The following is a 22,212-nucleotide window of genomic DNA, read 5'->3' as shown; positions in this document are numbered from 1 at the left end:
CACTCGGGCGCGCCGAGCTCGGGTCACGCGGTTCGCGCCCCCCGCGAGCGTCGCGGAACCCGTCCGGCGCAGCGGCGTCCCCCGGCCTCAGCCCTCCGTCGGCCGTGACCTCCGGTCGAGGACCAGATCCCCGGCCCGCGTCAGCACTTCCAGTCGTGTCCGTCCGGGGTGGTCGGCGGCGAGGAACTGGCTGCCGATCGCCAGGCAGAACGCCAGCAGGCTGCGCGCCTCGATCTCCTCGGGGTCCGTGCAGAAGGTCCCGATCGCGTCGCGCAGGAGCTGCATGCGCCCGTTGTCGACGCGCTTGAGCCGTTCGGCGACGGCGTCGTCCCGGCGGGCCCAGTCGCGGACGGCCAGGTCGATGGGGCGCAGCCGCTCCCCGGAGAAGGTGAGCCGTCCGGCCAGCCGCGCCTTGTCCAGGGCGTCGCCGCCCTGTTCCTCGATCTTTTCGAGGACGTCGTGGACGCTTTCGCGTTCCCAGACGTCGAGCATCGCCGACAGCAGCGCGTCCCGGTCGGCGAAGTAGCCGTAGAAGCCGCCCTTGGTCACTCCGAGCGCCTTGGCCAGGGCCTCGACGCGCACGGCGGCGACCCCGCCGTCGGCCAGCGCGCGCAGTCCCTCCTCGATCCACGCCTCGCGCGGTGTGCGCAGCGCGCCCATGACCCACCTCACTCCAGCAAGCCGTTGTACGGAACCGTATAACGGGTCTAGCCTCAACTTGTACGCCACCGTATAACAAGCCCGTGAGAACGGAGAGCTCCGATGATCAAATGGGCCGGACGACTCATCCTCCTGATCGGCGTCGGACACACCATCATCGCCCTCGCCCTGACCGCCCCGACCCACGCCGAAGCGTGGTTCACCACCGGCGTCTGGAACGAGCCCCTCACCGACATGAGCCAGGCCAACGGCGCCTACTGGTTCAGCCTGGGCAGCTTCGGGCCCCTCCAGATCGTCCTCGGCCTGCTCATCTTGTGGATGGACCGGCGCGGCATCGTGCCGCCGACCTTCATCGCCTGGATCTTCGCCGCCAACGCCGTCATCTGCGGCGTCATCTTCGGCCCGTCGCCCTGGCCCGTCGACCTCGTCTCGGCCGGGCTGCTCATCGCCGGAGCCCACCGCGCCCGCCGCGCGAACCGCACCCCGGCCGCACCCGCGCCCTCGGCGCCCTGACGAGACGGTCACACGTCACCCGCGAGCACGCCGGCACCTGCCGGCGTGCCCTTCGCCGTAGGCTGATCTTCGCGCCCTCACGCACGCGACAGACGGGAACGACATGACCGACACCATCAACTGGGGCATCCTCGCCACCGGCGGCATCGCCTCGTCCTTCACCAAGGACCTCCGGCTCGCCCCCGGCGCCGAGATCGTCGCCGTCGGCTCCCGCACCGAGGAGTCCGCCCGCGCCTTCGCCGACGCCCACGACATCCCCCGCGCGCACGGCTCCTGGGCCGGCCTGGCCGCCGACCCCGACGTCGACATCGTCTACATCGCCAACACCCACAACGCCCACCTCGCCGCCGCCGAGGTCTGCCTCAAGGCCGGCAAGGCCGTCCTGTGCGAGAAGCCGCTCACCCTCAACCGGGCCCAGGCGCAGCACCTGGTGGACCTCGCGGGCGAGCGCGGCCTCTTCTTCATGGAGGCCATGTGGATGCGCACCATCCCGGCGATCCGGAAGATGAACGAGCTCATCGCCGACGGCGCCATCGGCCCGGTCCGCGTCGTGCACGCCGACTTCTGCCTCACCGGCCCCTTCGAGCCCGAGCACCGCTTGCGCGATCCCGAACTCGCCGGCGGTGGCCTGCTCGACCTGGGCGTCTACCCGGTCTCCTTCGCGCACATGATCCTCGGCGCGCCCGAGTCCGTGCAGGTCTCCGGCTGGAAGACACCCGAGGGCGTCGACGCCATGGCCGGTCTCGTCCTCGGCTACGACAACGCGATCGCGATGCTGTCCTGCGGCATCGAGGGCGGTTCGCCGTGCATCGCCTCGGTCGGCGGCCCGCTCGGCCACATCGAGCTGCCGAGCCCCTTCTTCCGGCCGGGCGCGCTGGTGCTGAAGCGCGGTGGCGAGGTCGAGGAGATCACCGTCCCCTACGAGGGCAACGGCATGGTCCACGAGGCCGTCGAGGCCATGCGCTGCCTGCGCGAGGGGCTCACCGAGAGCCCGCTGGTGCCGTGGCGCGCCACCCTTGAGGTGATGGGCGTGCTCGACGAGGCCCGAGCGCGGCTCGGCGTCGTCTACGCCGACGAGTGAACCCCCGCCCCTAGCCCGGATTGGTTAATCTGCACCATATGCAGCCCTGGTACGGGCCGGTCCGCCCCGAATCCGGCGAACCGGTCATCGACCTGGGTCCGGTCGACGACCCCACCTCGTGGGGTCCGCCGTCCGACTCCCGGTCCACGCCCACCTCCACCGGTGCCGACACCGTCGGCGACGTCCGGCCGACGGCCACCCGCTGGCTGCTGGTCTCGGTCACGGTGATCGTCACCGTGCTCGCGACCGTCGCGGCCATGGTGCTCTTCCAGCGCGCGACCGCCGAGTCGCAGCCCGAGGCGGCCACCCCACCGTCCACGATGGACGAATTGCGCGCCTGGGTCAGCGCCGGCACACCCGCCGGGACCGACCTCGCGCCCCGGTTCCTCGAACCCGACGCCGGTTACCTCTCCGTCGGCGTCACCGCCCAGCCCGGCGTCTACCGCGTCCACCTGCGCTGCGGACGCCTCGGCACGGACCGCAAGGCCGAGAAGCTCGCCATCGACATGCGCACCACCGCCGGGGACTTCGCGCTCGAAATCCCGTGCCCGTCGGAGACGATGACGATGGAGCACACCCTGCGATTCGACCGTCTCGGCGCCCTGTGGTTCGACGCCTTCACCGAACCCAGCGAGGAAGGCGGCCCGCCGTGGCTCCTCGGCCTCTGGCTCGTCCCGGAGGCGACACCGTGAACCCCTACGGACTGCTCGGCATGATCCGCCGCCCCTGGTCGAAACCGGCGCTGGTGGGGGTCACCGCCCTCATCGCGGGCTTCGCCGGATACGCCGTCGCCGCCACCAGGCCCCCGGAGCACCCGCCGGTCGCCGCGCCGTCGATGGCCGTCGAGAGCTGGCTCGGTGAACTCGCGAAGGACCCGATCACCGAGACCACCGGCGAGTACGCCCAGAAGGCCCTCGCGGCGGCCCCCGAGGGCGTCAAGGTCGCCACCAAGACCGTCGTGGTGCAAAGCCCATACGCGATGAGCGGAAGCTCCCTGCTTGCCCTGCCCGCCGGGACGTGGAAGCTGTACGCGGCCTGCCGCCTCGACCAGGACTCCGACGCGGCGGCGGACCTGAAGATCGGCCTGACCGTCTACGGCGGGGACGACCCCGCGCCCGACCCCGACAGCGACGGCGAATACGTCGAACTGCCGTGCCCGGGCGACGGTGGCCGGCCGCTCAGCCTTGAGGTCCCCGTCGACACCGTCTACACCTTCTCGCTGTCCCCGGACATCGAAGCCGACCCCGAGAGCGAGGAGTTCTGGGAGCTCCAGCTGGCCGTCGGAGTCTTCATCGCCGCTGCTTGAGGACGACGTGAAAACGCGCCGCCGGTGAACACCGGCGGCGCGTTTCTGGTAGCTCTTCCTAGTCCTCGTCCTCGTCGTCGAGGCGCGCCAGCCAGGTGGCGAGCCGCTCGACCGGGACCTCGAACTCGGGGTTGTCGTCGACGAACTCCCGCAGCCGCGCGGCCAGCCAGTTCAAGCTGACCTCCTCTTCACCGCGCCGCTGCTCCAGCTCCTCGATGCCTCGATCCGTGTAGTACACCGTCACCCGGCCTTCGGCGCTGGAATGGCGACGTCCACCAGAGCCTGCTGCTCGATCTCGTGGATCTTCGCCGACCCGACCGACGGCGCCGCCGCCGCCGGACGCGACAGCCGCTGCAGACGGACACCGTCGAGGTGCTCCAGCAGGTTCAGCGCGATGTGCGACCAGGCGCCCTGGTTGGCCGGCTCCTCCTGCACCCAGGCGTGCTCGGTGGCGTTCGGGTACGCCGCCAGGGCCTCCCGGACCTCGTCCACGGGGAGCGGGTAGAGCTGCTCGACACGGATGAGGGCGGTGTCGGTGACACCGCGCTCCTCACGGGCCGCGGCGAGGTCGTAATAGACCTTGCCGGAGCACATGAGGACCCGCGTGACCTTGTTCGGGTCGACGACCGAGTCGCCAAGCACCGGCTGGAAACCACCGGTGGTGAAGTCCTCGACCGAGGAGACCGCGGCCTTGAGGCGCAGCAGCTTCTTCGGCGTGAACACCACCAGGGGCTTCTTCTTCGGCGACAGCGCCTGACGGCGCAGCAGGTGGAAGTAGTTCGCCGGGGTCGTGCAGTTGGCGATGCGCATGTTGTCCTCGGCGCACAGCTGGAGGTAACGCTCCAGACGGCCCGACGTGTGGTCGGGACCCTGGCCCTCGTGGCCGTGCGGGAGGAGCAGGGTCACGCCGGAACGCTGCCCCCACTTGGCCTCACCCGACGAGATGAACTCGTCGACGACCGACTGGGCGCCGTTGGCGAAGTCGCCGAACTGGGCCTCCCACAGCACGAGCGCGTCGGGGTTCTCCACCGAGTACCCGTACTCGAAGCCCATCGCCGCGTACTCGCTGAGCAGCGAGTCGTAGACGAAGAAGCGCGTGTTGTCGGCCGCGAGCGACCCGACCGGCACGTACTCGGCCTCGGACTTGTTGTCCACGACCACCGAATGCCGCTGCACGAAGGTCCCGCGACGCGAGTCCTGCCCGGCCAGGCGAACCTGGACGCCCTGCGCGACAAGGGAACCGAAGGCGATGATCTCGCCGAAGGCCCAGTCGATGCCACCGTCGACGGCCGCCTTCGCGCGCCGCTGGAGGACCTGCATGACCCGCTTGTGCGGGGTGAAGCCCTCCGGCAGCGCGACGTGCGCGTCACCGATGCGCTTGACCAGTTCGGCGCTGATCGCGGTCTCGACCCGCGGGTCCGGCTCGACGCTGTAGCGCCGCTGCGGCGGCTGCGTGTTCCCGTTGGCCTGCTTGGTGAGCCGGAAGACCTCCTCCAGCTTCGCCGAGTAGTCCTTCAGCGCCTCCTCGGCCTCCTCGACCGTGATGTCGCCACGGCCGATCAGGGCCTCGGTGTACAGCTTGCGGACCGAACGCTTCCCGTCGATGATCTGGTACATCAGCGGGTTCGTCATCGACGGGTCGTCGCCCTCGTTGTGACCGCGGCGGCGGTAGCACAGCATGTCGATCACGACGTCCTTGTTGAACGCCTGCCGGTACTCGAAGGCCAGCTTCGCGACCCGCACGACCGCCTCGGGGTCGTCGCCGTTGACGTGGAAGATCGGCGCCTGGATCATCCGCGCGACGTCGGTGGAGTACAGCGAGGAACGCGAGTACTCCGGCGCGGTGGTGAACCCGACCTGGTTGTTGACGACGATGTGCACGGTGCCGCCGGTGCGGTAGCCACGCAACTGCGACAGGTTCAGGGTCTCGGCGACCACGCCCTGACCGGCGAAGGCCGCGTCACCGTGGACCAGCACCGGAAGGACCGTGTAACCGGCCAGACCGAGGTTCAGGCGGTCCTGCTTGGCGCGGACGATGCCCTCCAGGACCGGGTCCACCGCCTCCAGGTGCGAGGGGTTCGCCACGATCGAGCTGGTCGTCACGTGCTCGCCGTCGGCGGTCGTGAACTTGCCCGTCATGCCCAGGTGGTACTTGACGTCACCGGACCCCTGCGTGCTCTTGGGGTCCATGGTCCCCTCGAACTCGTTGAAGATCTTCTCCACCGGCTTGCCGACGATGTTCGCCAAGACGTTCAGGCGACCGCGGTGGGCCATGCCGATGACGACCTCGTCGAGGGCGTTCCGCGCGGCCCGCGACAGCACCTCGTCGAGCAGCGGGATCAGCGACTCGCCGCCTTCGAGGGAGAAGCGCTTCTGGCCGACGTACTTGGTGGCCAGGAAGGTCTCGAAGGCCTCGGAGGCGTTGAGCCGGCCGAGGATGTGCTTCTGCTCCTCGGAACTCGGCTTCTCGTAGGGACGCTCCACGCGCTCCTGGATCCAGGCGCGCTCCTCGGGGTCCTGGATGTGCATGTACTCGATGCCGACACGGCGGCAGTACGACTCACGCAGCACGCCCAGGATGTCGCGCAGCTTCATCTTCGCCTTGCCGGCGAAACCGCCGACCGGGAAGACCCGGTCGAGGTCCCACAGCGTCAGCCCGTGTTCGAGGATGTCGAGGTCGGGGTGGCGGCGGATCTCGAACTCAAGGGGGTCGGTGTCGGCCATCAGGTGGCCGCGGACCCGGTAGGAGCGGATCAGCTCGATGACGCGGGCGTTCTTGTCGATCGTGCCCTCGGCGGTCCCGGCGACGTCACGGACCCAGCGGACCGGCTCGTAGGGGAGACGCAGCGAGGTGAAGATCTCGTCGTAGAAACCGTCGGCGCCCAGCAGCAGCTCGTGCAGGCGCTTGAGGAACTCGCCCGACTGCGCGCCCTGGATGACGCGGTGGTCGTAGGTCGAGGTCACCGTGATCGTCTTGGAGACGCCCAGGTCGGTGACGGTCTCCTCGGAGGCTCCGGCGAACTGCGCCGGGTACTCCATCGCGCCGACGCCGATGATCGTGCCCTGGCCCTGCATGAGGCGCGGGATGGAGTGCACCGTCCCGATGCCGCCGGGGTTGGTCAGCGAGATCGTGGTGCCGGCGTAGTCGTCCATGCCCAGCTTGTTGTTGCGGGCCTTGCGGACGATGTCCTCGTAGGCCTGCCAGAACTGCCGGAAGTCCATCGACTCGCAGCCCTTGATGCTCGGGACCACGAGCGTGCGGCTGCCGTCGGGCTTCTGCAGGTCGATCGCCAGGCCCAGGTTGACGTGGGCCGGCGTGATCATCTGCGGCTTGCCGTCGGCCACCCGGTAGGAGTGGTTCATCTCCGGGTGCGCGGCCAGGGCCTTGACCAGCGCGAAGCCGATCAGGTGCGTGAAGGAGACCTTCCCGCCGCGCCCTCGCTTGAGGTGGTTGTTGATGACGATCCGGTTGTCGCTGAGCAGCTTCGCCGGGACCGCGCGCACGCTCGTCGCCGTCGGCACCTCAAGGGAGGCGTCCATGTTCTGCGCGACCTTCGAGGCCACCCCGCGCAGCGGCGTCACCTTGTCGCCTTCGGCGGCCGGTGCCGCGCTCGCGGGCTTCGCCTCCGCCTTGGCCTTCGCCGGGGCGGGCTTCGCGGGTTCGGCCGGGGCGGGCTTGGCCGCCGGGGCGGCCGCGGGCTTCGTCTCGGCGGGCTTCTGGGCGGCGGGTGCCGGTGCCGGGGTCGCCGGTGCGGGTGTCGCCGGGGTGCTCACCGCCTGATCGGACTTCTGCGACGACTCCTTGTAGTCGGCGAAGAACTCGTGCCAGGTCGGTTCGACACTGGAGGGATCGGCGAGGTACCGCTGGTACATCTCCTCGACGATCCACTCGTTGGGCCCGAACTCGGCAAGCGTGTTGTCTTTGTTTGTCGAACTGCTTTCGGTCGACACGGCCGTCATCGCCTCTTCTGCAGCATGTTGAGTGGCTTGGGTACTCCGGGCTACAGGCTACGTCGCAGGGCACGGCGGGGCACACCCGACCACGGTCTTCGACGCCCCTGCGCTGGACGTTCCCCCTGGAAACACGGGCACGGTCCGACGGACACCGTCCGGCGGGGGTGCACTAACTCATAGTGGGTGTGGTTCAGGTCGCCCTGGTCGGGGCGACGGCGAAGGCGTCGGTGGTCTCTTCGAGCAGCTCCTGCGCGCCGACCACGGTGAACAGGCGGGTGATGAAGCGGCTGGGATTGGTGACCGTGACGGTCACCCCGACATCGCGGGCGATGCGGTAACCGACGACGAGCGTCCCGATGCCGGTCGAGTCCAGAACGGTGACGCCGGCGACGTCCACGTGGATCGACTTCGCCTTGTCGGTGGCGAGGATCTCGGTGATGGACTCCCGGATCCTCGGAGCGGTCGCGTAATCGACCTCGCCTCGTAGTGCCAGAGTCACTCGGCCGTCAGGGGCCGTGTGGGTCTCGATTGACAGCGTCATCGCACCCTCATCGTCGTCGACTCGTCTCTTGCTGACGTCTGCTCCGGCCCCGAAACGCATGCATCGGTGGCGGGGGACGCCTCGGCGGGAGTGTCCAGCGTAACCGATTTGTTAGCCGATTGGGACCTGGCGTCTGCTTGCCTTGGGCTGGCAACGGTACTAGGACCAGGGCGGTCTGTCGACGTGCACCGCGACTGTTTTTCCCCGCTGAACACCTGGGTTTCTTTCCATATTGGACGGTAGGTGCGCTGGTCAGCGGGCGATGGAGATCCACACCGCGGTCGCCTGGGCGAGCACCGTACCGGCCGTGTCGTAGAGGGTCGTGGTGACTTTCGCCTTACGTCCCTCGGAGGCGTCGAGACGCCCCATGACCAGGCAATCCGTTCCCGGCTGTGGCATTTGCCTCACTTGCCCCGTGAGGCGCCCCAACAGTCTCGGCGTCACCTCCAGCTCGTTGACCCAGCCGCCCGGGCAGTCGAGCGCGGCCCACACCATGGGGGCGGTCACGGCGGCGGGTACCCGCCACACCGCGGCGGTTCGTCCGTCCGGAATCCGACCCGGGAAGATCCGCAGCCCGTCGCCCTCGGCGCGTTCCGGGCCGCAGGTGAAGCACGTCGGGAACGGATGCTTCGTGAAACCGGGGTAGGAGTCGCCGACGGCCCGCGCCTCGTCGAGGGAGACCGCCGGTACCACTTCGGCGGTGACCGAACCCTCGACCGCCTCGGCCACCAGCACTTCGCCGTCGCGGACCTCGACGGTGTCGCCGCCGGTGATCGTCAAGGGCCTGCCGAGGGGAGGGGGCGTGCGGAGGGTCACGGTGACGGCCGGCCAGGCGAGGTGCCCGGCGATCAGGCCGGAGGTATAGCCCCCGTTGCCCGAATCGGGCGGTCCGCAGAAGCGCTGATCGAGCGTGATCGAGGCGTTCACAGCAATCTCTCAGTCCATGTTAAGTGTGGATCCAGTGACTCTGGATGAAGATAGAGGTATGCCGGTAGGGGAGAAGAAGGACGCCGAAGCGACGCTTCTGGTCGTCGAGGACGACCCGAACATCTGCGAGTTGTTGGCCACGAGTCTGCGCTACGCGGGCTTCGCCGTGCACACCGCCACGGGCGGTGAGGAGGCCGTGCGCGCGGTGTCGCGGCACCGGCCCGACCTGATCGTCCTCGACGTGATGCTGCCCGACTTCGACGGTTTCGAGGTCGCCCGGCGCGTCCGCTCCGGCTCCGACCGCACCCCGATCGTCTACCTGACCGCCCGTGACGCCACCGAGGACAAGGTCCGCGGGCTCACTCTCGGCGGCGACGACTACGTCACCAAGCCCTTCAGCCTCGAAGAGGTCATCGCGCGCCTGCGCGCGGTCCTGCGCCGCACCCAGGGCGACATCACGCCCCCGCCGCGGCTGAAGTACGCCGACCTCGAACTCGACGAGGAGACCCACGAGGTGTGGCGCGCGGGCCGGACGGTCCAGCTGTCGCCGACCGAGTTCAAACTGCTGCGGTACTTCATGGTCAACGCCGGGCGCGTGCTGTCGAAGTCGCAGATCCTCGACCACGTGTGGCGCTACGACTTCCGCGGGGACGACGGCATCGTCGAGTCCTACGTGTCGTACCTGCGGCGAAAGATCGACAACACCGAACCCCGGCTGATCCAGACGCTGCGGGGGATCGGTTACGTATTGAGGTCACCCCAGTAGATGAGCGATTCCGTGTTGAGCCGGCCTGTCAGCACCGTCCGCGGCGGCTGGCAGCGCACTCCGCTGCGAGTGAAGCTGATGGCCGCCGTGCTGCTGCTGGTGGCGATCGCGCTGATCCTGATCAGCGTGGTCAGCGTGACGCGTCTCGACTCCTACCTTCAGGATCGGGTCGATTCCGAGCTCACCGAGCGCGTGAACACCGGGCTGATCAAGGTCAACCTCACCACCAGTGACATCGAGGGCCTGCCGACGGACTACAGCCTGATCCTGATGCGCAGCCAGAGCGTCGCCGACCGCTTCAACGACGGCAAGTACGAACGCGACGAGCTTCCGTACACAAAGGACAACCCGGATCCGCAGATCATCCTGTCCAGTCTTCAGGCGCGCCTGGGCATGCCCCCGTACACGGTCACCGCGGCCGACGGGAAGACCCGCTGGCGGGTCGTGTCCCGCGAGGTCATCGAGGCCGGCACCGGCCGGACCTACCTGGCCGCGATCGGGGTCGACCTCACCGACGCCGACTCGATCGTCGCGCAGCTGACCACGATCAACCTGCTCGTCGGCGGTGGCGTCCTGGCCGCCGTCGCCGCGATCGGCATCGGCATGGTCCGCGCCAGTCTCCAGCCGCTGCGCCAGATGGAGGCCACGGCGGCCGCGATCGCCGCGGGCGACCTCTCCCGGCGGGTGCCGCAGCACGACATCGGCACCGAGGTCGGGCAGCTGGGCGCCGCCTTGAACACGATGCTCAGTCAGATCGAGACGGCCTTCGCCGCCAGTGCCGCCTCCGAGGCGCAGGCGCTGCGCTCCGAGGAGCGAATGCGGCGCTTCGTCGCCGACGCCAGCCACGAACTGCGCACGCCGCTGACGACCGTGCGCGGCTTCGCCGAGCTGTACCGGCAGCGGGGCGAGGCCGCCCCCGCCGAAGAGGTCGCGGCCTCGATGCGGCGGATCGAGGAGGAGGCCAAGCGCATGGGCCTGCTCGTCGAGGACCTGCTGCTGCTGGCACGGCTCGACCGGGAGCGCCCGGTCCAGCTGGAGCCGGTCGACATGCTCGGCCTGGCCGTCGACGCGGTGTCGGGCGCGAAGGTCACCGTCCCCGACCGGCCGCTGGAACTCAAGGTCGGCAAGGGCCCCCTGATGGTCCTCGGCGACGAGCTGCGGCTGCGGCAGGTCCTGTCGAACCTGCTGGACAACGCGATCGCGCACACCCCGCCGGAGACGCCGATCGAGGTCCGCGTCTACGCCGAGGCGCCCTACGTCTTCCTCGAAGTCGCCGACTCCGGGCCGGGCATGACGCCCGAGCAGGCCGAGCGGGTCTTCGAACGCTTCTACCGCGCCGATCCCGCGCGCGGCCGCAAGGCCGGCGGCTCCGGGCTCGGGCTGGCGATCGTCGCCGCCCTTGTCGCCGCCCACAATGGACTGATCACAGTGGACACCGATCTGGGTGTCGGCACGGTCTTCCGCGTCCGCCTGGAGATCGACCCCGCCGTCTTGGAAGACGACGAGCCGGACGACAGCGAGGACACGGACGCCGACGCACCGGAAAGTGACGCGGGCGACGCCGGGAAGGCGCCCCTCTCAGCGAACTCGCAGGACAGATCCAGCGATACCTGAGCGAACCCTTCCATAGTTCTATTCATGAACGAGCCGCAAGCACCAGCCACTCCGGAGCCCCAGCGCCCGGAGGACACGCAGCCATCCGTGGCTCCGGCGGAGTCCGCGGCATCGACCGAGGCCTCTCCTTCGACCGCGGCGACGCCGACGAGCGTTCCGTCCACCGACCTCCCCGCCGCCGCTCCGGCCGCGGCGCCGGAGGTCCCCCAGAACCCGCACCCGGCCCCGCCGGTCGTGCACAACGCGCCTCCCACCCCACCCCTCCCGCCGGCGCACATGCCGCCGCCGATCACCGGCCCCGCCACGCACCCGCTGGCCGCGCAGACGCCCAGCTGGGCGCGACCGCCGCAGCAGCAGCCGAGCTTCTCCCCGGGCGGTTACACCGGACCGCCCCCGTCGCAAGGCTTCTACACGAGCCCGTCGGCGACCTACCCCCCGACCACCCAGTTCCCGGCGCCCGCGACCGGCCCCACCGCCGTCCCCGCCTGGCGCAAACCACTCGCCATCGGCGCCATGGTCGCCGCACTCGTACTCGGCTCCGCCAGCGTCGGCGGCGTCGCCGGATACCTCGCCGCCGACGGGAACACGACCAGCTCGTCCTCCTCACCCTCGACGGCCGTGGCCGACGGAGCCACCGTCGCCGACGTCGCCGCCAAGGTCCAGCCGAGCGTCGTCGTCATCTCCACCGAACAGGCCGAAGGCTCCGGAGTCGTCCTCGACACCTCCGGCAACATCCTCACCAACAACCACGTCGTGTCCACCGCAGCCAACGGCCGCGTACAGGTCAAGTTCGCCGACGGCACCACCGCCACCGGACGCGTCGTCGGGACATCACCCGAGAACGACATCGCCGTCGTGAACGTCGGAGCCAGCGACGAACTGTCCCCCATCAGCTGGGGCGACTCCGAAGGCCTCCGCGTCGGCGACACCGTCCTCGCACTCGGCTCCCCCCTCGGCCTCGAAGGCTCCGTCAGCGCCGGCATCGTCAGCGCCCTCGACCGCTCCATCAGCGTCGGATCCGAAAACCAGAACCCCTTCCAGCGCGAAGCCGAGACACCCACCACACTGGCCGGACTCATCCAGACCGACGCCGCCATCAACTCCGGCAACTCCGGCGGCGCCCTCGTCAACGGCCGCGGCGAACTCGTCGGCGTCAACACCGCCATCGCCACCGACGGCAGCGGCTCCGGCAGCATCGGCGTCGGCTTCGCCATCCCGTCCAACACGGCGAAACAGGTCGCCGAACAACTCATCGCACAAGGGTCATAGACCCACAGACCTTGTTCTCCTCCCCGATGACAGACGGTGGAAGGCTTTGGGCGGCCTTCCACCGTCTGTCTTATGTCGGTTGGCTCGCTGCGCCTACCCCTCCCACCGCAGCGTCCGCAGCAACTGCCGGAACTCGACCTCCCCGCCCTCCGCGTCCTCGCCGGTGAGGAGGACCCGAATCCCCTCGGCGTCGATGGCGAACACCGTCGTCGGAGTGTCCACAGTGGCCAGGGCGTCGGCCACGTACAGCGGGTTGAAGGCCAGCCGCAGCAGCTCGCCTCCGTACTCGCAACCCAACGTCTGACTGCCGTCGGCGGCGCCGCCGTGGCTGCCCGACTCGACCGTCAGGTGGTCGCCCTCCGCGAACAGGCGCAGGCGTGAGTTCCGTTCCCCCACAAGAGAAACCCGCCGAACCGCCAGCGCCAGCGCGGCCGTGTCGACCTTCAGCGTCGTCGGATACTCCAGGGCGATCAACGCCCTCAAGTCCGGCAGGCGGCCGTCCAGGACACGGCTGACCGTCGAACGATCGCCCGCCGAGAAGCCGATCAGCCCGACGTCGCCGTCCTCGTCCGTGCTCGCCGCGATCGTCACGTCACCGCCCACCGAACTCAGCGACTTCGCCAATGCCGCCAGGGTCTTCGCCGGGATGAGGGCCTTCGCGCCCGGTGCCTTCGCGTCGGCCGGGTGCCAGTCGACCTCGGCCACGGCCATCCGGTAGCGGTCCGTCGCCGCGAGGCCGATGCGCTCGCCCAGGGCGAGTTCGACGCCCGTCAGCACCGGCAGGGTGTCGTCCCTGCCCGCCGCGACGGAGGTCTGCGCCACGGCTCGCGAGAGTGCGGTGGCGTCGGCGGTGCCCACGGTCTCGGGCATCGCCGGGGGTGTGGGGAAGTCCTCGACCGGCATCGTCGGCAGGTGGAAGCGCACGTCGCCGCACACGAGGCCGACCCGGCCTCCGTCCACGGTGAACTCCACGTCCTCCGCCGGCAGGGCCCGCGCGATGTCGGCCAGCAACCGGCCCGGAACCAGCGCGACCCCGGCCTCCCCGACCAGTGCCGCCACCGAGATCCGGCTCGACGTCTCATAGTCGAAGCACGACACCGACAAGCGATCCCCCGACGCCTCCACCAGTGCGCACGCCAGCGACGGCACCGTCGGGCGAGTCGGGACGTTCCTTGTGCCCCAGCGGACCGCCTCGGTGAACGCTTCGTGACCTATCAATGCCTTCACCGTCGTCTCCTTTGGCTGCGAGTCATCTCCCTGTAGGGGAGAGGTTGCCATCGGGGTACGACGGTTCAGGCGGCCAGTTCGGCGAGGGCCGCCATCTCGGTGAGGGGGTCGACCACGGGCTGGACGACGAGTTCGTCGATGCCGGCCTCGGCCAGCGCGGCGATGCGTGCGCGAAGGTCGCCGGGGTCGCCCACCAGGGCGAGTTTGTCCACAAGGGACGGCAGAATCAGGTCCCGGTCCGACGGTGCGATCCGCCCCAGATAGCCGGTGTAGAGCGCGGTGTGACGGTCCGGTGCGGTGGCCGTGGTGCCTCGCCGGTCGAGGAGCCGCCGGACGGCGTCGCGTTCCCCGGAGCCGAGGGTCTCGGCGAAGGACGGGGTGTCGGCGGCGAAGACGAGGAAGGACAGGACGCTGTGGCCGACGGCGTCGCGGGCGGCGTCACCGTGGGGATCCTCGCCTTCGCCGAGGATGTGCAGCGAGGTCATCAGATAGGAGTCGCCACCGAGAGCCGTGCCCGCGGCTTCCCCGCGAGCGTCGTGGAACGCGCGCCAGGCGGCGGGATCCAGCATCGCGAAAGAGACCAGGCCGGTACCGCGACGTCCGGCGACGGCGGCGGCCCGCGGTCCCTGTGCGGCCACCACGAACTCGATGGGCTCGGGACGATGCGCGTGCTCCCCGGCGTGCAGGAACCGGACGTCGCGGACCCGGTCGCCTTCGCGGTACTCGATCGAACGTCCGGCGCACAGGTCCTGCAGTGCGGCGGTGAACGTTTCGAGTTCGGGGCTCGTGGTCGCCCGCATGCCCAAGGTGCGGCGGGAGGAGTTCCCGGTGCCGACACCGCAGATGATCCGTCCCGGCGCGAGCGCGTTGAGGGCGGCGACGGCGTTCGCGGCGGCCGGTGCCGACCGCAACGCCGGTGAGGTCACGCCGATCCCGAGTTTGATGCGGCCGGTCGCCTTGGCGCACAGGGCGAGTGCCACGAACGGATCACCGTGGGCCATGGGCGTGTCGTAGACCCAGAAGGAGCTGTGGCCGAGTTCTTCGGCCCGCACGGCGAGTTCCTCGACGCCGGGACGTGCCGTGACGACGATGCCTGTGCGCACGATGCCTCCCGGGGCGCCGGAGTCTCGACTCGGCGGTCGGCGACCACGCTACCCAGGAAAGGCCCGGGCGGGTTCACTCCCGGCGGATCCAGGTGGTGAAGTCGAAGGACGGGGCACCGTCCACGAGCCCGGTGAACGTCGCCCGCGCCAGCCGGGTTCCGGTCGTCGTCACGATGCACTGCACGATGCTGGGCAGCGGGGCCGGCTCGACGTTGAACCTCCACTCCGGGCTGGTGGCCTCCGCCGCGACCTCGGCGCATCCTTCCGCCGTCTCGGTCCTCGCGGTGCCGCTCTCACCGGCGGTCACCGACGGCGCCGGAAACGCCCGCTGGTCTTCCCCGCATCCACCCTCGATGAAGTCGGCGGTCGCGGGGAGCTGCGCCATGTCCGGCACGAAACCCGAGTCGTAGTACCCGTCGAAGGGCTGGTCGAAGTCGATCCAGAAGTAGCCGCAGCCGTCTCCGACGCTGATGAGTACGCCCGTCTGGGCGAGCTCGAACTCCCATGCCGGGGGCGCGGGGGAGGGGTACAGCGGAGGTGCGACCGTCACCTCGGGCGGCGGGTTGTTCAGGATCGCCACGGTGACGGGCACGGCGGTCACGATCAGGCTCAGGGCGGCGATCCATAAACCGAGCAGGTTGTAGCGGCGGACCTTCCGGTTATGTGCGATCACTTCGGGATCGAACGGGTGATGGGCACTCATCTCGCCAGGGTAGGGCGGTGACCACCGGAAATTCTCGTCCCGGGGCCGCCGCTGTCCTCGATCCGACAGCCGAGCGGCCTCCGGTTCGCCCGTTTAGTCGACCCATCCCATCGACCGTTCGACCGCCTTGCGCCACTTGACGTAGTCGGCGTCCCGGTCGTGCTCCGGTCGCCACGTGACGTCGGCGCGCCAGTGCGAGCGCAGGGTGTCCAGATCCGGCCACAGCCCCACGGCCAGACCGGCGGCGTACGCGGCGCCCAGGGCCGTCGTCTCCGGCACCGCCGGGCGCACGACCGGGACGCCCAGGATGTCGGCCTGCGTCCGCATCAGCAGCGAGTTGACGGTCATGCCGCCGTCGACGCGCAACTCCGTCAGTTCGACGCCCGAGTCGGCGCGCATCGCCTCGGCGACCTCGCGGGTCTGCCAGCACGTCGCCTCCAGCACGGCGCGCGCGATGTGGGCCTTCGTGATGTACCGGGTCAGCCCGCAGATCACCCCGCGCGCGTCGGAACGCCAGTGCGGTGCGTACAGACCCGAGAAGGCGGGGACCACGTAGCAGTCCCCGGTGTCGTCCACAGTGGACGCCAGTGCCTCGATCTCGTCGGCGCTGTCGATGATCCCGAGGTTGTCGCGCAGCCACTGCACGAGCGCGCCGGTGATCGCGATCGACCCCTCCAGTGCGTAAACCGGTGCCTCGTCACCGATCCGGTAGGCGACCGTCGTCACCAGCCCGGCCTTCGACGCCACCGGCGTCTCGCCGGTGTTGAGCAGCAGGAAGCTGCCCGTCCCGTAGGTGTTCTTTCCTTCTCCGGGGGCGTAACAGGTCTGGCCGAACAACGCCGCCTGCTGGTCGCCGAGCGCACCGGCCACGGGGATCCCGGCGAGCTCGCCGCCGGCCTGACCGTAGATCTCCACCGACGGCCGGATCTCCGGCAACACCGCCCGCGGCACACCGACCGCGGCCAGCAGCTCCTCGTCCCAGTCCAATGTGGACAAGTTCATCAACATCGTGCGGGACGCGTTGGTGACGTCGGTGATGTGCCGCCCGGTCAGTTTGAAGATCAGCCAGGAGTCGACCGTCCCCGCGCAGATCTCGCCCGCCTCGGCCCGCGCGCGCAGACCCGGCACCTCGTCGAGGATCCAGCGGATCTTCGGACCCGCGAAATACGTCGCCAGCGGCAGCCCGGAAGCCGCGCGGAACCGGTCCTGGCCCCCGTCGGCGGCCAGTTCGGCGATGATCGCGTCGGTCCGCGTGTCCTGCCAGACGATCGCGCGGTGCACCGGCTCGCCCGTCCGCCGGTCCCACAGCACCGCCGTCTCGCGCTGGTTGGTGATGCCGATCGCCGCGACGTCCTTCGCGGTCAGCCCCGCCTTCGCGATCGCGCCCGTCGTCACGGCCAGCGCGTCCCGCCAGATCTCCCCGGCGTCGTGCTCCACCCACCCCGGCCGCGGGAAGTGCTGCGTCAGCTCCCGTTGGTCGACGGCGACGACCGCGCCGTGCTCGTCGAACACGATGCAGCGCGTCGAGGTGGTCCCCTGGTCGATGGCGGCGACATGCAGGCTCATGGGGGAGAGTGTGCCGGATCACGCCCGGATGTGGGGCGCCGAGGTCGCCGTGAAGATCGCCCCCGTGACAGCCGGCCCACCCACGACAGATCAAAACGTCACGCCCGAACCCGTCCCGTAGGGTGCCCCCCATGAGTGTCTCCATCCGGGTCGCCGACGTGCGAAAGAGCTACGGCGACGTGGTGGCCGTCGACGGCGTGTCCTTCGAGGTCGACCAGGGCGAATTCTTCGGCATCCTCGGGCCGAACGGGGCGGGCAAGACCACGACCCTGGAAATCGTCGAGGGCCTGCGGGAGGCCGACGCCGGCAGCGTCGAACTCCTCGGGATGTCACCGTGGCCGCGCAACACCGCGCTGCTGCCGCGCATGGGCGTCCAGCTCCAGGGCACGGCCTTCTTCGAACGCCTCACCGCACGCGAGCAGCTCGTCACCTTCGGCTCGCTCTACGGTGTCGGCCCCAAAAAGGCCGACGCGATGCTGGAGACCGTCGGACTCACCGACAAGGCGGGCACCCGCGTCGAGAAGCTGTCCGGCGGACAGGCCCAGCGCCTGTCCATCGCCTGCGCCCTCGTCCACGACCCCGAGGTCGTCTTCCTCGACGAGCCCACCGCCGCGCTCGACCCGCAGGCCCGCCGCAACCTCTGGGACCTCCTGCGCACCATCAACGGCGAAGGCCGCACGGTCGTCCTCACCACCCACCACATGGACGAGGCCGAACTCCTCTGCGACCGGGTCGCCATCATGGACCACGGCAAGATCCTCAAGATCGACCCGCCCGCCGCGCTCGTCCGCGGCCTCGACGCCGCCACCCACATCACCGTCGACAGTGGACACCTCGCGCCCGCCGACCTTGCCGCGATCGCCGACGGCGTCGCCGAGACCGAGGACGACGGCGCCACCATCACCTTCACCACCCGCGATCCGTCCACTGTGCTCACCGCGCTCGCCGAACACCGTGTCCTCAACGGACTGCGGGTTCGCGGCGCCACGCTTGAGGACGTCTTCCTGGAGCTGACCGGACGGGAGTACCGGGCGTGACCTCTTATCTCAGCCTGACCAAGGCGATGCTCATCGGGCTGTCCCGGGACAAGAGCACGCTGTTCTTCACCCTGCTGTTCCCGTTGATGTTCCTGATCATCTTCGGCGCGATCTTCAGCGGTGGCGGCACGAACCCGAGCAAGGTCGCCCAGGTCGGCGCGGTGCCGGTGCTGGATCAGTTGCAGGCGCAGGATCCCGACGCCCTGAAGGACGTCCTCGAACTGTCCACGGTGGACGATGAGGCCGCGGCGATCAAGATGGTCGAGGACGGCGAGGTCGCCGCCGCGGTCAAGCAGACCGGCGACCTCGTGCAGATCTACTACTCGGCCGCCGACCGCACCCAGGCCGGCATCGTCACCGGTGTCCTCAACGGCATCGTCACCCAGACGAACCTGGAGAAGCTGCAGGTCGCCGCACCGGAGGTCGCCGTCACGACGGTGCGGATCGACCAGGTCGAGGACGAGTCGCTGGGCTCGATCCAGTACCTGGCACCGGGTCTGCTCGGATGGGCGATCTCGATGTCGGGCGTCTTCGGTGCCGCGATGACGCTGGTCACCTGGCGGCAGAAGAAGACACTGCGCCGGATCCGGCTGGCGCCGGTGAGCGTCGGCGCGGTCGTCGGCGCGCGCGTCGGGAACACCCTGCTGCTGGCGCTGATCCAGCTCGCGGTGTTCATCGGGGTGGCGTCGCTGCCGTTCTTCGGGCTGAAACTGACGAACTACTGGTGGATGGCGATCCCGACCGTCCTCATCGGAGCGTTGGCCTTCCTGGCGATCGGCCTGCTCGTCGGGGCGGTGTCGAAGACCTCCGAAGGTGCCTCGGGTCTGGCGAACCTGATCATCCTGCCGCTGGCCTTCTCCTCGGGTTCGTTCTATCCGCTCGACGCGGCTCCCCAGTGGTTGCAGACGATCTCCTACGTTTCGCCGCTGCGTTACCTCAACGAGGCGATGCTGGACGTGATGGTCCGCGGCGAAGGGCCGTTGAGCGTCCTGCCGAACCTGGGGATCCTCATCGCCTTCGGGCTCGTCGTCGGCTTCATCGCGACGCGACTGTTCCGCTGGGACGACATCTAGGACCGGAGACGTGCGGCGGCCCGCTCGCGGGCCGCCGCACGTTGACTTCGGCCCGATTTCCCCGATATCTTTCGATGACGAGGCTGTGGGAGCGCTCCTGAGCAGTCGCGCGGGTCTCCGCGCACGATTTCGGAGCGAGCCATGAGACGCACCATCGCCTTATTCACCACGTCCCTCGCGGTCACGGCCGCGCTGGTCGCCGTGCCGCAGGCGGCTTCGGCGCACGGCGGCATGACCAGTCCGGCGACCCGGACCTACACCTGTTACCTCGAAGGCCCCGAGGACCCCGATTCACCCGCGTGCGTCGCGGCGGTCGCGCAGGGCGGAACGCAGCCGCTGTACGACTGGTTCGAGGTCAACATCCGCAACAACAACGGTCAGCACCGCACACTGATCCCGGATGGGCAGCTGTGCGGCGCGGGGCGGGAGAAGTACGCGGCCTACAACGCGGCCCGCGCCGACTGGCAGGCCACGGCGATTCCGGTCGGGACGTCGTCGTACACCTTCAAGTACGGCGCCTGGGTGCCGCATCCGGGCTGGTTCGAGCTGTACATCACCCGGGCCGGTTACGACCCGGCGCAGCCGCTGAAGTGGTCGGATTTGGAGGGCCCGTTCTCGACCTCCTACAACCCGCCGATCGTCGACGGCGCCTACCAGTGGACTTCGGCGCTGCCGGCCCGCACCGGAAGGCATGTGATCTATTCGATCTGGCAGCGCACGGACAGTCCGGAGGCGTTCTTCAACTGCTCCGACGTGGTCTTCGGTGAGGACAACGGGGGGCCGGGTGAGCCGCCTCCGCCGTCGTGTTCGGCTTCCGTGGCGGTCACGAACGCGTGGACGGGTGGTTTCCAGGCGGAGGTCTCGGTGACGAACACGGGTACGACGACGGTGAATCCGTGGACGCTGACCTGGTACATGCCCGGCGCGACGCTGAACAGTGGCTGGAACGCGACGGTGACGCAGTCGGGCGACATCGTGTCGGCGAGGGCGCCGTCGTGGAACCTGGCGCTGTCGCCGGGGGAGACGTGGAAGGTCGGGTTCACGGCGAACGGGAGTGCGAGTCCACCGCCGAGCGCGACGGCGGTGAACGGGACGGCGTGCGCGTAGCGCGTGGTGAGTAGCGAGGTGGTGGACGGGGCGGGCCGCGCCCGCTCCGTCCCGCCGCTCGGTTGTCGGGTCGGGTCGGGTCGGGTCGGGGACACGGGACACGGGACACGGCTCCCGCGAGCGCGCCACGCCGGGGACGCGGCCGCAGCGGTCTCGCTGAGGGTGAGTTTCGCTTCGTGGGGCGCGCAGGTCGGTGAGTTGGCCGCGCCGGATCCGCGCGCGTGAGCTTCGCTCCGCTCGCCCCCCCCGACACCGGGAACCCGGCCGCAGCGGATCTGCCCGCGCGAGCTCCGCTCGCCCGCCCACGCTGGGGACTCGGCCGCAGCGGTCTCGCTCTCGCTGAGGGTGAGTCCCGCTTCGCGGCTCACTCTGGCCGGGGACTTGGCCGCGCCGGCTCCGCCCGCGTGAGCCCCGCCCGCCCGCGCCTCGCCCGCCCGCGCGGGCACCCCGCACCGGCGGCGGGCCGAGCCCGATCCCCTACCTTTCAGGCGGTTTCGTTCGCGTCGCTCGAACAAACTCAGAAAGCGCTTTCCATCGTTGCCTTCCGGTGATCATCCGCCGGTACAGTCCGGTGGCATGGATGATCTGCGACTTGGCGTTGCGGGGCTCGGCCTGCGCGCTTCTGTGGCCCTTGAGGCCCACCGTCCCGGCGGGGGCGCGCGCGTCACCGCCATTTGTGACACGGATCCGGCGAGGCATGAGTGGGCGCGGGAGAAGTTCGGTGCGGATGTCTCGGTGACCGCTGATTTCGGGGAGCTGCTGGCTTCCGGCATCGACGCGGTGCTGATCTTGACGCCCGATGACACTCACCGCGCTCTGGGGGAGCGGGCGCTGGCGGCGGGTGTCGCGACGTTCATGGAGAAGCCTCTGGCGATCACGGTCGAGGACACCGACGCGCTTCTCGCGCTGGCGCACAAGCACGGCACGCGCCTGTACGTCGGGCACAACATGCGGCACATGCCGGTGATCCGCGCGATGCGCGAGATCATCCTCAACGGCGAGATCGGCGAGGTTCAGGCCGTCTGGTGCCGTCACTTCGTCGGGCACGGCGGGGACTTCTACTACAAGGACTGGCACGCCGACCGCCGTCGCACCACGGGCCTGCTGCTGCAGAAGGGCGCCCACGACATCGACGTCATCCACTGGCTGGCGGGCGCCTCGACGCGTCAGGTCACCGCAATGGGCGACCTGAAGGTGTACGGGCAGGTCACCGACCGTCAGGAGGTCGAGGGCACCAAGCGCGAGGACTGGTACCGGCCGGCGACGAACTGGCCGCCGCTGTCGCAGAAGGGCCTGCACCCGACCGTCGACGTCGAGGACATCTCGATGATGCTGATGCGTCTCGACAACGGTGTGCAGGCCAGCTACCAGCAGTGTCACTTCACACCCGACTACTGGCGGAACTACACCGTCATCGGGACCGAGGGGCGGCTGGAGAACTTCGGCGACACCGGCGGCGACGCGGTCGTGCGCGTGTGGAACAAGGGCCGCCGCAACTACGACGCGGCCGGTGACAAGGCCGTCGAGATCCCGAAGGCGACCGGCGGGCACGGCGGTGCGGACAGCAAGCTCGTCGACGAGTTCCTGCGCTTCGTGCGCGACGGGGGCGCGACGGACACGTCGCCGGTCGCCGCTCGCGACTCGGTCGCGGCGGGAGTGTGCGCGACGGAGTCGCTGCGCGACGGGTCGCGGCCGCGGACGGTGCCGGCCGTCGACGCCGAGCTGGGCGAGTACTTCGCGAAGGGGCAGCCGGGTAGCTGAGCGG

20 protein-coding genes are annotated in these 22,212 nt (G+C 69.8%); 11 read left to right on the top strand and 9 right to left on the bottom strand.

The window, feature by feature from the left end; translation table 11 throughout:
* Positions 1-87: 87 nt before the first annotated feature.
* The gene (locus HNR73_RS04265) at positions 88-660 is read right to left on the bottom strand and encodes a TetR/AcrR family transcriptional regulator (RefSeq protein ID WP_184785945.1); all 573 of its coding nucleotides are present in this window, start codon (positions 658-660) and stop codon (positions 88-90) included.
* Between the two features lie 102 nt (positions 661-762).
* Between HNR73_RS04265 and HNR73_RS04260 the strand changes: the two genes are divergently transcribed.
* From HNR73_RS04260 to HNR73_RS04245, 4 genes are all read left to right on the top strand, one after another.
* Positions 763-1,173, top strand: coding sequence for a DUF6463 family protein (locus tag HNR73_RS04260; protein ID WP_184785944.1), 411 nt, complete (start codon positions 763-765; stop codon positions 1,171-1,173).
* Between the two features lie 103 nt (positions 1,174-1,276).
* Positions 1,277-2,254: a Gfo/Idh/MocA family protein gene (locus HNR73_RS04255; RefSeq protein ID WP_184785943.1), complete on the top strand. Its 978-nt coding sequence runs from the start codon at positions 1,277-1,279 to the stop codon at positions 2,252-2,254.
* Positions 2,255-2,292: 38 nt separating this feature from the next.
* Positions 2,293-2,946, top strand: coding sequence for a hypothetical protein (locus HNR73_RS04250; protein WP_184785942.1), 654 nt, complete (start codon positions 2,293-2,295; stop codon positions 2,944-2,946).
* Complete coding sequence (locus HNR73_RS04245) at positions 2,943-3,560, top strand: hypothetical protein (RefSeq protein WP_184785941.1); 618 nt, start codon at positions 2,943-2,945, stop codon at positions 3,558-3,560. The genes HNR73_RS04250 and HNR73_RS04245 overlap by 4 nt, the downstream gene beginning before the upstream one ends.
* Before the next feature lie 58 nt (positions 3,561-3,618).
* Here HNR73_RS04245 and HNR73_RS04240 read toward each other — a convergent pair whose 3' ends face one another.
* The 4 genes from HNR73_RS04240 to HNR73_RS04225 all read right to left on the bottom strand — a co-directional run bounded on the left by HNR73_RS04240 (position 3,619) and on the right by HNR73_RS04225 (position 8,982).
* A complete protein-coding gene (locus HNR73_RS04240) occupies positions 3,619-3,798 on the bottom strand; it encodes a DUF6104 family protein (protein ID WP_184785940.1) in 180 nt (59 codons plus the stop codon).
* A gap of 2 nt (positions 3,799-3,800) precedes the next feature.
* The gene (locus tag HNR73_RS04235) at positions 3,801-7,520 is read right to left on the bottom strand and encodes a multifunctional oxoglutarate decarboxylase/oxoglutarate dehydrogenase thiamine pyrophosphate-binding subunit/dihydrolipoyllysine-residue succinyltransferase subunit (RefSeq protein ID WP_184785939.1); all 3,720 of its coding nucleotides are present in this window, start codon (positions 7,518-7,520) and stop codon (positions 3,801-3,803) included.
* 184 nt (positions 7,521-7,704) lie between these two features.
* Positions 7,705-8,055: an STAS domain-containing protein gene (locus HNR73_RS04230; protein WP_184785938.1), complete on the bottom strand. Its 351-nt coding sequence runs from the start codon at positions 8,053-8,055 to the stop codon at positions 7,705-7,707.
* A 252-nt stretch (positions 8,056-8,307) separates the two neighbouring features.
* Entirely contained in the window at positions 8,308-8,982 is a 675-nt protein-coding gene (locus tag HNR73_RS04225) for a hypothetical protein (RefSeq protein WP_221330714.1), read from the bottom strand.
* Positions 8,983-9,040: 58 nt separating this feature from the next.
* On the opposite strand from HNR73_RS04225, the gene HNR73_RS04220 reads away from it, so the two are divergent.
* The 3 genes from HNR73_RS04220 to HNR73_RS04210 are packed head-to-tail and all read left to right on the top strand — an operon-like array spanning position 9,041 to position 12,631.
* Positions 9,041-9,748 (top strand): response regulator transcription factor, encoded by a 708-nt coding sequence (locus tag HNR73_RS04220; protein WP_184785937.1) that lies wholly within the window; start codon positions 9,041-9,043, stop codon positions 9,746-9,748.
* Positions 9,749-11,362, top strand: coding sequence for a sensor histidine kinase (locus tag HNR73_RS04215; protein ID WP_184785936.1), 1,614 nt, complete (start codon positions 9,749-9,751; stop codon positions 11,360-11,362). It begins immediately after the preceding gene.
* Positions 11,363-11,386: 24 nt separating this feature from the next.
* Positions 11,387-12,631, top strand: coding sequence for a trypsin-like peptidase domain-containing protein (locus HNR73_RS04210; RefSeq protein ID WP_184785935.1), 1,245 nt, complete (start codon positions 11,387-11,389; stop codon positions 12,629-12,631).
* 93 nt (positions 12,632-12,724) lie between these two features.
* Here the strand turns inward: HNR73_RS04210 and dnaN are convergent, their stop codons facing one another.
* The 4 genes from dnaN to glpK all read right to left on the bottom strand — a co-directional run bounded on the left by dnaN (position 12,725) and on the right by glpK (position 17,230).
* Positions 12,725-13,858: a DNA polymerase III subunit beta gene (gene dnaN / locus HNR73_RS04205; RefSeq protein WP_184785934.1), complete on the bottom strand. Its 1,134-nt coding sequence runs from the start codon at positions 13,856-13,858 to the stop codon at positions 12,725-12,727.
* 65 nt (positions 13,859-13,923) lie between these two features.
* On the bottom strand, positions 13,924-14,961 hold the full coding sequence (locus tag HNR73_RS04200) for an LLM class flavin-dependent oxidoreductase (RefSeq protein WP_184785933.1): 1,038 nt from the start codon (positions 14,959-14,961) through the stop codon (positions 13,924-13,926).
* Positions 14,962-15,034: 73 nt separating this feature from the next.
* The gene (locus tag HNR73_RS04195) at positions 15,035-15,664 is read right to left on the bottom strand and encodes a hypothetical protein (protein WP_184785932.1); all 630 of its coding nucleotides are present in this window, start codon (positions 15,662-15,664) and stop codon (positions 15,035-15,037) included.
* A gap of 93 nt (positions 15,665-15,757) precedes the next feature.
* A complete protein-coding gene (gene glpK / locus HNR73_RS04190) occupies positions 15,758-17,230 on the bottom strand; it encodes a glycerol kinase GlpK (protein ID WP_184785931.1) in 1,473 nt (490 codons plus the stop codon).
* Positions 17,231-17,361: 131 nt separating this feature from the next.
* Here glpK and HNR73_RS04185 point away from each other — a divergent pair, with 131 nt between their 5' ends.
* The 4 genes from HNR73_RS04185 (at position 17,362) to HNR73_RS04170 (ending at position 22,208) form a co-directional block, all read left to right on the top strand.
* Positions 17,362-18,267, top strand: a complete 906-nt coding sequence (locus tag HNR73_RS04185; RefSeq protein WP_184785930.1) for an ABC transporter ATP-binding protein — start codon at positions 17,362-17,364, stop codon at positions 18,265-18,267.
* Positions 18,264-19,340 (top strand): ABC transporter permease, encoded by a 1,077-nt coding sequence (locus HNR73_RS04180; protein ID WP_239122016.1) that lies wholly within the window; start codon positions 18,264-18,266, stop codon positions 19,338-19,340. Before HNR73_RS04185 ends, HNR73_RS04180 begins: the two co-directional genes overlap by 4 nt.
* A 141-nt stretch (positions 19,341-19,481) precedes the next feature.
* Entirely contained in the window at positions 19,482-20,447 is a 966-nt protein-coding gene (locus HNR73_RS04175) for a lytic polysaccharide monooxygenase auxiliary activity family 9 protein (protein WP_184785929.1), read from the top strand.
* A gap of 576 nt (positions 20,448-21,023) precedes the next feature.
* Positions 21,024-22,208, top strand: a complete 1,185-nt coding sequence (locus HNR73_RS04170) for a Gfo/Idh/MocA family protein (RefSeq protein WP_184785928.1) — start codon at positions 21,024-21,026, stop codon at positions 22,206-22,208.
* Positions 22,209-22,212: the final 4 nt, after the last annotated feature.

Origin of the sequence: Phytomonospora endophytica (assembly GCF_014202425.1) — a bacterium.
Lineage (GTDB): Bacteria > Actinomycetota > Actinomycetes > Mycobacteriales > Micromonosporaceae > Phytomonospora > Phytomonospora endophytica.
The sequence above is the reverse complement of the archived record's forward strand: the minus strand, read 5'-3'. Positions and strand labels throughout refer to the sequence as shown.

What these genes read in the sequence shown, in the direction of transcription:
- HNR73_RS04265 (WP_184785945.1), bottom strand. Translation starts at nt 660, where the DNA reads ATGGGCGCGCTGCGCACACCGCGCGAGGCGTGGATCGAGGAGGGACTG.
- HNR73_RS04260 (WP_184785944.1), top strand. Translation starts at nt 763, where the DNA reads ATGATCAAATGGGCCGGACGACTCATCCTCCTGATCGGCGTCGGACAC.
- HNR73_RS04255 (WP_184785943.1), top strand. Translation starts at nt 1,277, where the DNA reads ATGACCGACACCATCAACTGGGGCATCCTCGCCACCGGCGGCATCGCC.
- HNR73_RS04250 (WP_184785942.1), top strand. Translation starts at nt 2,293, where the DNA reads ATGCAGCCCTGGTACGGGCCGGTCCGCCCCGAATCCGGCGAACCGGTC.
- HNR73_RS04235 (WP_184785939.1), bottom strand. Translation starts at nt 7,520, where the DNA reads ATGACGGCCGTGTCGACCGAAAGCAGTTCGACAAACAAAGACAACACG.
- HNR73_RS04230 (WP_184785938.1), bottom strand. Translation starts at nt 8,055, where the DNA reads ATGACGCTGTCAATCGAGACCCACACGGCCCCTGACGGCCGAGTGACT.
- HNR73_RS04220 (WP_184785937.1), top strand. Translation starts at nt 9,041, where the DNA reads ATGCCGGTAGGGGAGAAGAAGGACGCCGAAGCGACGCTTCTGGTCGTC.
- HNR73_RS04215 (WP_184785936.1), top strand. Translation starts at nt 9,749, where the DNA reads ATGAGCGATTCCGTGTTGAGCCGGCCTGTCAGCACCGTCCGCGGCGGC.
- HNR73_RS04210 (WP_184785935.1), top strand. Translation starts at nt 11,387, where the DNA reads ATGAACGAGCCGCAAGCACCAGCCACTCCGGAGCCCCAGCGCCCGGAG.
- HNR73_RS04195 (WP_184785932.1), bottom strand. Translation starts at nt 15,664, where the DNA reads ATGAGTGCCCATCACCCGTTCGATCCCGAAGTGATCGCACATAACCGG.
- glpK (WP_184785931.1), bottom strand. Translation starts at nt 17,230, where the DNA reads ATGAGCCTGCATGTCGCCGCCATCGACCAGGGGACCACCTCGACGCGC.
- HNR73_RS04185 (WP_184785930.1), top strand. Translation starts at nt 17,362, where the DNA reads ATGAGTGTCTCCATCCGGGTCGCCGACGTGCGAAAGAGCTACGGCGAC.
- HNR73_RS04175 (WP_184785929.1), top strand. Translation starts at nt 19,482, where the DNA reads ATGAGACGCACCATCGCCTTATTCACCACGTCCCTCGCGGTCACGGCC.
- HNR73_RS04170 (WP_184785928.1), top strand. Translation starts at nt 21,024, where the DNA reads ATGGATGATCTGCGACTTGGCGTTGCGGGGCTCGGCCTGCGCGCTTCT.